This is a genomic window from Levilactobacillus enshiensis (genome assembly GCF_007115095.1).
GTDB lineage: Bacteria > Bacillota > Bacilli > Lactobacillales > Lactobacillaceae > Levilactobacillus > Levilactobacillus enshiensis.
This window is the reverse complement of sequence record NZ_SULH01000010.1, coordinates 1-9,604: the sequence shown is the minus strand read 5'-3', so window position 1 is coordinate 9,604 and position 9,604 is coordinate 1. Positions and strand designations below refer to the sequence as shown.

Genomic DNA, 9,604 nt, shown 5'->3' with positions numbered 1-9,604 from the left:
CTGGCTTAGTAGAAAACCAAGCTTGTAGACTCGGCTCTTTCGAGGCTTCAAGTTGTGTTCGCACCGATCCAGCCCATATCTGCCGGCCGGTAAGGCGACCCAACCACCATGCTGCCCAGATTAGATATGACGACTAAAAAGCGACTAGGCCTACCAGCGGTGGTGGCTTAGTCGCTATGCGATCCATTAAATTTAAACGTTATCGCAAACTCATTCGGTACCCTTCGCCTGAATCAGTGCCCGCAGAATGGCAATCAGCCCCCAAGCAATCAGGATAATGTTGATCGTAAAATCACCTAACCGCTCGTGCGGGTAAACCATCAACCATTTAGCCGCGGGTAAAAACAGAAAAAGTCCCAGCCAAAACGAAAACGTGTCATAGAAGTGCTTGCAGAATTTGATTCCCATAATGTTCTCCCCCATTCGCGTGTCAAGTTCAGCTCCAACTTAACACGCGAATGTAAAGAGTCCGTGTCCGAGAATTCGTTTCAGCTTGATTGGACGCCCAACTTAACAATCTATCTACTAGCTTGAAATGAAGGTCAGCTGGTCCAAATTCAGCGAATGGTGAGACTGCACGCTCTAATTAAAGTAAGTGAGATCTGAAGCTAACGTAGGGTAAGCCATGATGGTCGCATTGATGTCAGCCGTGCTGAGTTGGTTGCTGATCACGAAGTCGAGGTAGTTAATGACCTGCTCCGCCTCACTGCTCAATACCGCAGCCCCAACGATTTTATGAGAGGCCTTCGCAACGACCACCTTGATTCGGGCATGCGGGTCCTGAATCCGTTGGTAGCTATACCAGTGCGTCAAGTCCAAGTCATTGATCGTATACTTTTCTGGCTGAGCCGCCGCTTGAACGGTGGGAACACCCAGTTGCGCCAACTGCGTTTTACCATACACGACCGCCGGAATCACTGGATATTGAATGGCCGGCGAATCGCAGGTCGTCAACGTTTCTGTCAGGTAGCGGCCCTCAAACCCGGCAACTGGTGTCAGCTTGGGTTGCGGCCGGTCGACCACATCTCCTAAGGCAAAGATATGATGATTGGAAGACTGCAGGCGACCGTTGACCGTAATCCCGTGAGCAGTCGTTGCCACGTTGACCCGATCCAAATGCAGATCTGCCAGTACGGGAGTCCGACCAGCCGTTGCAAAGACTAAACCAGTCGTCCACGTCTCACCAGTTGCCGTTGTCACCAGGTACTGGTCGTCCGCTGGCGCAACCGCCGTGATATCCGTGTCCAATTTGACATCCACCCCGTTCTCGCGGAGCCGATCGAGCAGGTCAGTGACCAAGTCCTGATCAAATGCGCGTAGTGGTCGCGAATTGTGGTGCACCAAATGGACGCGACTTCCCGCCGCGTTGGCGATTGCCGCCAACTCAACGCCCACGAAGCCGGCCCCCATTAAGGTAATGTCTTGAGGCAGCCGATCAAGGTCGAGAAAATCGTTACTGGTTCGTAACCATTCCTGCCCACCAATCTGCGGTAGGCGCGGTTCTTGTCCAGTCGCAATAATCCAATTGGCGGCGTTCAGTTGTTCATCACCCACGGTCAACGTGCCATCGTCATTGAAGCTCGCCGTCCCGTGAAAATTAGCAATTCCGGCTGCTTTCAGGCCACCTAGCGTGCCGCCCGGAATTTTTTCCGTGTAAGCCCGTTTAGCAGCCATCAGTGCCGCCCAATCGATTTGGGGAACACCCGTCAAGCCATGGTCCTGCAATGCCTCACTGTGGCCCTGAGCCTCCACAGCGGCCATCAGGATTTTCTTGGGATCGCACCCGCGATTGGGACACGTGCCACCCCAGAGATCCTTTTCAATCACGGCGACGTTCATCCCCCGCGCATGAAGACCGTAAGCAGCCGCCAAACCGCCAGGTCCCCCACCGATAATCCCGATATCAAACGCTTGCATAAATTGACCTCCCTTTCCGTATGACCCATTTAGCGCTATCAGTAGTTGTTAACGCTGACTAACTTTTCACTAAATCGGCACCGTCTACAGTCTCGATTTTAGCACGGGAAGACCAAATCAATCGTCAATTTGTTTGCCAGTCGCTAACTTCTGTTGCACGCGTAACAGGTTAAATCCAATATAGACCAGCACAATGAGCCCCGTCATGGCGTAAACGGGACCAGCACCGACATGCTGGAAAAAGAGACTGTAAACAGCAGTCCCCAGGGGAACGGCCAGCTGCATCAGCGTTCCAAACGTTGACCCGACTCGTCCCAAGAGCTCAGTTGGCACCGTCATTTGTATGTAAACGGACATTGGTGTGTTGACGAAGGCCAGCGTTAACCCCACCAGCAGGGCCCAAATGACTAAAATAAGAACCAATTGATGATCTGGTAATGAACTCATGAAGAGCAGCCCTAAGGCAAAGATTGCCCCGCCGACGACCATTGATAGGCGCAGAATCGTCAGTAAAACCCGTTTAAACGTTGGCAGCATAGATAAGACTAAGTTGCCAATTAGAATACCAGCAGCGAAGCCACTCATGACGATACTCAGACTAGTATTGCTCATCTGGCGGGCCTGCACGATTGCGTACGGTAGGCCGACGTCGACCGAGCTAAATAAGAAGTTCAAGAAGACCCCGATGACGACCACGGATCGTAATGTAAATCGGTGCCAAATGTACTGGAGCCCAATTTTAAATAACTGTGTTTGTGTCGGCTGAGCCGTCTCCTCGGCATCTGCCGTTTGCGCCTGATCTGGCTGGTTGCTAGCCGCTTCTGAGTTGCTAGCTTCTGGTTTAGCCGCCTTCAGCGGATGGAACCGCATGGACAACGTAATCAACCAGACGATACTTTCAGCAACAATTTCAACGCGCACAATGCCATCAAACCCTATCATGCCGTACAGGGCGGCAGCCAACACTGGTGAAATCAGTTGGATACCCGCCGTCGCCGCCTGTTCAATGGTCGCCAACGTCTTGATGTGATTGTCATTGACCAGTTCGTGAATCGACGCGGTAAACCCGGTGTTGGTCACCTTGTCGCAACAAGCGGTGACCATCAACACTAGAATTGCCAACAACATTTGATTGGCCACGCGATCGGCCAACACGGCATAGACGATGAGCGCCCCAATATTCAAGGCCTTACTGGTTAAGATCAAGGGCTTGTGGTGGCCCCAATCGATCAGATTTCCCACGGGCATCATCAATAAGAGCCCGATGATAGGATAGATGATCGACCCTAACCCAAAACTCAATGCGGAATGGGTGGTATGTAAGAGCATGAGCCCCAGAGCAAAGCCAAAGGTGTCACCGCCTAAGGTACTAATAATGTCACTGCTGGCTGCCCGCACGATTTGAATGACGGATTGACGATTGGTAATTTGAACTTCCATGACGGTTCCCCCTCTAAGTTATTAATCTAATTCTAATTGATTTCTCATCAAAAGTTCCGTATAATATGTGGCAAATTTGCCACATCGCTGGGAGGCCATTTCTCATGGAAGAACTCGGAACTACCATCAAACAAATCAGGCAGGCAAAGGGATTGACCCAAAAGGAAGTCTATTCGGGCATCGTCTCGCGGTCCTTCGCCACGCGGCTAGAAAATGGCGAACACGACGTCACCGCCACGAAACTCTTCGAAATCTTAGAACGACTGGGCGTTTCCGCGGATGAATTTCGCTTCATTCAAAATGATTACCGTCCAGATGACGGCGAAATTCTGCTTAACCAGGTCATGTTGGCCTATGACCAGCAGAATTTTCCGCAACTGAGCCATCTGGCCCAACGCTACGGTCAAAGTAAGAACCCGGCTGAACGACGCATGGCCACGGTTGCGGCGGTGCTCCTGACGGCGTATAGTCACCGCCACGCCACGTTAACGCCCGATATGGAACGGTTGTGGCAACAGATGATGTACACGAAGTCCTGGACGCTCCAAGAGATCCGGTTGGGCCCCATTTTGATGGCCTTAATTGGGTTTAAGGACGCGACCATTCCCGAAACGATTCGTAAGATGCACCAGAGCTGTGACCGTTACGTTTCCAATCTAACCGACCCGTTTCACGTCATGGATCTGCGGCTATCTTTCGATCTAGTTGCGTTGCAAGTCCTCCTTGGCCACGGCGATTATGACCACGCCCGGGAGTTCAAAAATGACCTGTTAAGTGGTCATCTGGAACAACTCACCAGTGAAGGAAACTTGACACTCCAACTGTGCCTGTGCATCTGGACCTGGTTCTTCGGTGACGCGGCGACCGCCGACCAGCAAGCCAAGCTCCTCCACCAGTTAAAAATTGAGCGGCTCGACCCCGGGATTCGCACCCTCCTGAGCACCTGGCAGCAACAGGCAAAGCGCTATCACGCAAAGCTGGGACCGGCTTGAGTTTCCCTGACTGCTAACGCTCATCCACAATCGTCAGGTCACCAGTCTTCCCGCCGATTGTGATAAAATAAACCTCAGAAACTATTTGAGGGGGCAGTCGATGACTTTCTATACTTATGGTTACCTGACACAACATCACAACACCTGGCAGTACGCGCGCATTGGCTTAATCATTGCCTTGTTAGCTGTGTTTATTGGATTATTCGTTTACTATCTGCGTCACCGGTGGAACGTGAAATATAAAGATCTCAGTATCATTAGTGGCACGTTGCTACTCCTCGTTCTGGGCTTTCAGATCAATAGTTTGGTCTCGTTGCGCTCGGCTACGGAACAGACTGGCGAGATTACGGCTACCGTCAAACAGGTCGCCAAGCAACTTGCCGTTAAACCATCCGAGTTGGCGGTCAACGCCACCACGACCAATAGCAACCTACTCTTCAAGGCGCCCCAGGGCTATTACCGTTTAGATTATAATTCGGACGGCTCCGCCTACGTCTTGGAAAAAGTTAACTTACATCACCCGAAAATCACGCTTACAAAGGAGTAGCAGATATGTTCGTCTATTCAGATGTTGCCATTAAATTGCTCGTTGGTTTTATTTTTATGACCTTGCTGATCAACTTCTCTGGCAAGGGTAATCTAGCCCCCACTTCGGCGATCGACCAAGTCCAGAACTACGTTTTAGGGGGGATTGTCGGTGGGGTCATTTACAACTCGGCCGTCACGCTGATTCAATTTGTCATCGTGCTCTTAATCTGGTCCCTGTTGATTTTGGTGACCCGCTACCTGAAAATTCACGTGCGAACGATCGGTAAGTTCATCGATGGCGGCCCCATTACAGTCATTCGTAACGGTGAATTACTGGTGCACAACTGTTTGAAGGCTAATCTGTCGGCCAAAGAAATCGACTTCAAGTTACGGACCGCCGGTGTGTATCAGATCAACGAAGTCAAGCGGGCCATTGTTGAACAGAATGGGAGCCTCACCGTCCTGCGTCAAGGTGAAGGCTCCATTCGCTACCCGGTCATTGTTGATGGCCAAATTGATTATGATGTGCTGGAACTCATGGACCACGATGAGGCCTGGTTACTCGCCCAGTTAGAACAACGCGGTGTGGCGAATATTCGTGACGTTTACATGGCCAAGTACGAAAATCATCAATTCGAGATTACGCGTTATGATGCGGCGTAACCTGCATGTCTTTCATTCAGCCCCAAAATTAATCAGGCCCTAAATCTAAGAAAGGTGGTGGCCGCAATGGCTGCGGATCGGTTAACGGAACATTGGGATATTTATAATCAGCAACTACAAGTCGTGGGCCACCGGCAACGAAAGGAAACGTTGGCGCCGGGCGAATATCATCTGGTGGTTGATGCCTTCATTTTTCATCCAGATGGCCAGGTCCTCCTCCAGCAACGGACGGCAGATAAGCTGAACTTCCCCAGTTGTTGGGACTGCTCAGTCGGCGGCTCCGTTCTCGCTGGTGAGACCATTGAGATGGGCATGCACCGCGAGATGCATGAGGAGCTGGGATTAGACCTGCCAGTACGCGCAACGGATAACTATTGGTTGCGCACCTATAGTCACTGGATCGAAGCCTGGTTCGCATTTGAAACGTCTACTCCGCTCGACAACCTCACCCTCCAACAATCGGAAATTCAACGCGCTGCCTTCTTCTCCCCGGTAGTAGCCCACGATCACCTTAAACAAATCGGCTTCAATGCTTACACGCTGGAACTTCGGCGCGCGTGGGAACATCTCAATCCCAACTTAGAATGGAACGTTATGACAAAATAAAATCAGTTTTTTCAGAAGAAGCCGGCTGGCCTTCTGAAAAAACTGATTTTTGAGTTAATCTTAGTATGTTTTAAGTATTATCCTAGTCTCATTTTTAATCCGGTAAAATTTCGACGCGAGCCAGTAGGTCATCAGCCAGCTTCATCCGGAAGGGGCTAGACCCATTGAATCCCTGTCCCGTAACCTGCAACTGAACGGTCCAAGTCTGTGCATCGTCTTGCGTAAAGTCTTCCAATTCAAAATGCGACTGTTTGCCAATGTTATCTGTCTGATTCCATTTGGCAATCTCGGTGGTTCCTTGGTACGCAGTTCCCCAGTCGTCAAGCACGGCATCCGGTGTAAATTGGGCAATAAAATGGGCTGAATCCGCTTCATTTGTCGTAGTAATAAAATTCGTAATTGCAGAAGGTAACAATAAATCATCCATGGTCAGTGCATGCCTCCAAGTCCTAAATTAAATTTAGTATGCCCGTTTCGCCTGGCGCTGGCAAGTAAAAAGGACCGAAACATTGTCCGGTCCAAGCTTACTTATGATGACGATCTAACGCCCAACTAAGGCCAATCGCTCCCACCAGAGTTGCGCCCAACCAAGCTAACTCAACCGCTTGGCGCTGACTGGAAAGGACCGAAACATTGTCCGGTCCAAGCTTACTTATGATGACGATCTAACGCCCAACTAAGGCCAATCGCTCCCACCAGAGTTGCGCCCAACCAAGCTAACTCAACCGCTTGGCGCTGACTGGATTGGTGTGCCGATTGTTGAATACTTGTGGTAACGCCTCGTTGGTTCCCCCGTGTTGTACTTATTTGCGTCGACTGTGTGGCGCTTGCAACGATACCCCCACTTCCCAGTAAAGTTAAGCTCAGTAGTAGTGCAGCCACCCACTTCATCATCATTTTATCCATTAGCGTTATGCCCGATCGCGACGGCGAGAAACTCGCCAACTGGTCAACGTTAGCGCCGCCATCAACGCGCCCAACCAGGACAGTTTAGAACGTGCTTCGTCGGTTTGTGGCAAGATCTGACTGTCGCTGCGCGTCGTGCCAATGGTGTTGCCCTCAGCGTCATAGACGTTGGTCGTCACACCGACGGACCCATTATTAGCCCGTGTCGTGCCAACTACTTTACCATCCGTGCCGTAAACGACACCAGACTTATCGGCATCGCGTGTTGTGCCGATCACTTTACCGTCGCTACCATAAACGTTGCCGGATTCTTTGGCGTCGCGCGTCGTGCCGATTACTTTACCGTTGCTACCGTAAACTTTACCGGAGCCATCGGCATCGCGTGTCGTGCCGATCACTTTGCCGTTGCTGCCGTAGACTTTGCCGGATTCTTTGGCATCGCGTGTCGTCCCAATCACTTTGCCGTTGCTACCGTAAACTTTACCGGAACCATCGGCATCACGCGTTGTGCCGATTACTTTACCGTTGCTGCCGTAAACTTTGCCGGAGCCATCGGCATCGCGTGTCGTGCCGATCACTTTGCCGTTACTGCCGTAAACTTTGCCGGAACCATCGGCATCGCGTGTCGTGCCGATTACTTTGCCGTTGCTACCGTAAACTTTGCCGGAGCCATCGGCATCGCGTGTCGTACCGATCACTTTACCGTTGCTACCGTAGACGTTTGTTGTGACCTTGCCGGATTCACTGCTAGCTGATTTCGTCGCCGCATAACTCGTTTGTGTTCCCCAAAGACCCGTTCCCATCAGAGTCAGCGCAATAACAACGCCTGCCCGGTTCAACTTTTTCATAATAATTCTCCTCCACCTATGACCTATGTTCTCGATATGTCATATACTATCAAATATTTATCTTGATTGCCATAAAAAGCAGATAACATGTTCAAAACAGGAACTTATAGCGATTAAGGATGACCCAGATTGCTGTTTTATCAAAAATATATTAACCATATATGTTAATATTATTAATATATTGCGGTTAAAGACGAGATTCTAATTTTTCTATAGTTTCTTTTGCATTTTTCTACTGTCTGTATCCATCCATGACCCGCTAAAAAAGCTTGCATTTTAGAACATGTGTTCGTATAATATAACTTACAGAGGTGATGACTATGACACAACAAGCACTAACCGGCAATATTATTAGTGATCCAAAGGTTTTGAAGATGTCGCCAATTCTACTTTTCGTTAAAATTAGTGACACCCATAGCGGCCAAGTCATCAATTGTCTCGTCCACAAGCATGGTCTGAACTTTCTTTATCAGGCAACTTTAGGACGACAGATTGCCGTCTATGGTCATTACAATCAACGCAAACAGTTTGTCATTGATAAATTCATGATTAATGACAAACTTTCTGCATAATAAATTCGAACTTAAACTGCCGGTAGTCCTCACAATCGTATCTTGATTTTGCGATTTAAGGCTCGTGCCACCGCACCAGCGTCAACGGTTACTATGTAAATTCGTCCTATCAAAAAAACCATTTCCTTGCTATTTATGTTGTCATAGCGAGGAAATGGTTTTTGGGATTAAACATTACCGAGAGCTTATTAAGCTTACTTCAACAATTAACGGTTTTGCGATACGTCAGCCATCAATCACCTGGCAATGTCTTTATACTATTCGATTAAGACTCCTAACCCGATGTCGCAATCGAATGGTCATGATCTTCTCTTTTTGAACAACGTCATTAGAAGCAGTATGCCCATGACCAGGGGGCCAAACAGTATTAGTAAGCAACTTATCAAGAGATGTTCACAGAATACGTAGACAAGACTAAAAATTTCGCCAATGCTTCGCGTGCTCCCTACTGAGTATTGCCATGGATACGAGGTAATGCCAGTTGATGTCAATTTTCTACGTTTATCATTCTTAATAAATAAGTAGCCTAATTTACCCCTTAACCATGGATAACATAATAACCAGCTAAGAAATACCCACACTGCATAGGGGGTTATTGGAAAGTGCCAACCGGCCTTAGTGGTTTGCATATTCCAAATAAGTAGAATCATCATTAAAAATACGCCATAAAACAAGGATAATAAATATCTCAGCACGCTTTTTACCATGTCAATCCTCCCCTTTACGGTTAACTACAAAAGAAGAATGACGTCCTCGCTTTTTAAGGACGTCATTCTTCTTTCCACGCCTTGAACAACTGCTGCATTTAACTGAATGTCGCCAGATAACCTCTGAGCAAATAACATATAAAATACTATTTTCTCATCCAGAAACACTATCTACCGGTGCTGGTAAGCCGCTTATTGGATTTGAACCAACGACCTCTTCCTTACCATGGAAACGCTCTACCTTCTGAGCTAAAGCGGCATACTATCATTATCACCGTTTTTCATAATAATGACAATAAAAAAAGAACCCAATCACTGGGTTCTTTCGTTCGCGTGGCAACGTCCTATCCTCGCAGGGGGCGATCCCCCAACTACTATCGGCGTGCTAAAGCTTAACTTCCGTGTTCGGCATGGGAACGGGTGTA

11 protein-coding genes, 1 tRNA gene and 1 rRNA gene are annotated in these 9,604 nt (G+C 48.8%); 5 read left to right on the top strand and 8 right to left on the bottom strand.

The window, feature by feature from the left end:
- Positions 1 to 210: 210 nt before the first annotated feature.
- The 3 genes from FAY32_RS10435 to FAY32_RS10425 form a co-directional block, all read right to left on the bottom strand.
- Positions 211 to 408, bottom strand: a complete 198-nt coding sequence (locus tag FAY32_RS10435) for a hypothetical protein (RefSeq protein WP_143463378.1) — start codon at positions 406 to 408, stop codon at positions 211 to 213.
- Between the two features lie 174 nt (positions 409 to 582).
- Positions 583 to 1,917, bottom strand: a complete 1,335-nt coding sequence (locus FAY32_RS10430; protein WP_143463377.1) for a dihydrolipoyl dehydrogenase family protein — start codon at positions 1,915 to 1,917, stop codon at positions 583 to 585.
- Positions 1,918 to 2,034: 117 nt separating this feature from the next.
- Complete coding sequence (locus tag FAY32_RS10425) at positions 2,035 to 3,357, bottom strand: MFS transporter (protein WP_143463376.1); 1,323 nt, start codon at positions 3,355 to 3,357, stop codon at positions 2,035 to 2,037.
- 104 nt (positions 3,358 to 3,461) lie between these two features.
- Here FAY32_RS10425 and FAY32_RS10420 point away from each other — a divergent pair, with 104 nt between their 5' ends.
- The 4 genes from FAY32_RS10420 to FAY32_RS10405 all read left to right on the top strand — a co-directional run bounded on the left by FAY32_RS10420 (position 3,462) and on the right by FAY32_RS10405 (position 6,146).
- Positions 3,462 to 4,349, top strand: coding sequence for a helix-turn-helix domain-containing protein (locus tag FAY32_RS10420; protein WP_143463375.1), 888 nt, complete (start codon positions 3,462 to 3,464; stop codon positions 4,347 to 4,349).
- 100 nt (positions 4,350 to 4,449) lie between these two features.
- Positions 4,450 to 4,896, top strand: a complete 447-nt coding sequence (locus tag FAY32_RS10415) for a DUF3290 domain-containing protein (protein WP_143463374.1) — start codon at positions 4,450 to 4,452, stop codon at positions 4,894 to 4,896.
- A 5-nt stretch (positions 4,897 to 4,901) separates the two neighbouring features.
- Positions 4,902 to 5,540 carry a DUF421 domain-containing protein gene (locus tag FAY32_RS10410; protein WP_143463373.1) on the top strand — a complete coding sequence of 213 codons (639 nt, stop codon included), beginning with the start codon at positions 4,902 to 4,904 and terminating at the stop codon, positions 5,538 to 5,540.
- A gap of 66 nt (positions 5,541 to 5,606) precedes the next feature.
- Positions 5,607 to 6,146 (top strand): NUDIX hydrolase, encoded by a 540-nt coding sequence (locus tag FAY32_RS10405; protein WP_143463372.1) that lies wholly within the window; start codon positions 5,607 to 5,609, stop codon positions 6,144 to 6,146.
- A 94-nt stretch (positions 6,147 to 6,240) separates the two neighbouring features.
- Here FAY32_RS10405 and FAY32_RS10400 read toward each other — a convergent pair whose 3' ends face one another.
- The 3 genes from FAY32_RS10400 to FAY32_RS10390 form a co-directional block, all read right to left on the bottom strand.
- Positions 6,241 to 6,573 carry a nuclear transport factor 2 family protein gene (locus tag FAY32_RS10400; protein ID WP_143463371.1) on the bottom strand — a complete coding sequence of 111 codons (333 nt, stop codon included), beginning with the start codon at positions 6,571 to 6,573 and terminating at the stop codon, positions 6,241 to 6,243.
- Between the two features lie 221 nt (positions 6,574 to 6,794).
- Positions 6,795 to 7,052: a hypothetical protein gene (locus FAY32_RS10395; protein ID WP_158727584.1), complete on the bottom strand. Its 258-nt coding sequence runs from the start codon at positions 7,050 to 7,052 to the stop codon at positions 6,795 to 6,797.
- A gap of 5 nt (positions 7,053 to 7,057) precedes the next feature.
- The gene (locus FAY32_RS10390; protein WP_143463369.1) at positions 7,058 to 7,900 is read right to left on the bottom strand and encodes a type 1 periplasmic-binding domain-containing protein; all 843 of its coding nucleotides are present in this window, start codon (positions 7,898 to 7,900) and stop codon (positions 7,058 to 7,060) included.
- 320 nt (positions 7,901 to 8,220) lie between these two features.
- On the opposite strand from FAY32_RS10390, the gene FAY32_RS10385 reads away from it, so the two are divergent.
- Positions 8,221 to 8,472 (top strand): hypothetical protein, encoded by a 252-nt coding sequence (locus tag FAY32_RS10385; protein ID WP_143463368.1) that lies wholly within the window; start codon positions 8,221 to 8,223, stop codon positions 8,470 to 8,472.
- 893 nt (positions 8,473 to 9,365) lie between these two features.
- Here FAY32_RS10385 and FAY32_RS10380 read toward each other — a convergent pair.
- Both FAY32_RS10380 and rrf read right to left on the bottom strand, forming a co-directional pair.
- Positions 9,366 to 9,438: transfer RNA gene (locus FAY32_RS10380), tRNA-Thr, on the bottom strand.
- A gap of 72 nt (positions 9,439 to 9,510) precedes the next feature.
- Positions 9,511 to 9,604: ribosomal RNA gene (gene rrf / locus FAY32_RS10375) — 5S ribosomal RNA — on the bottom strand; the annotation flags it as partial.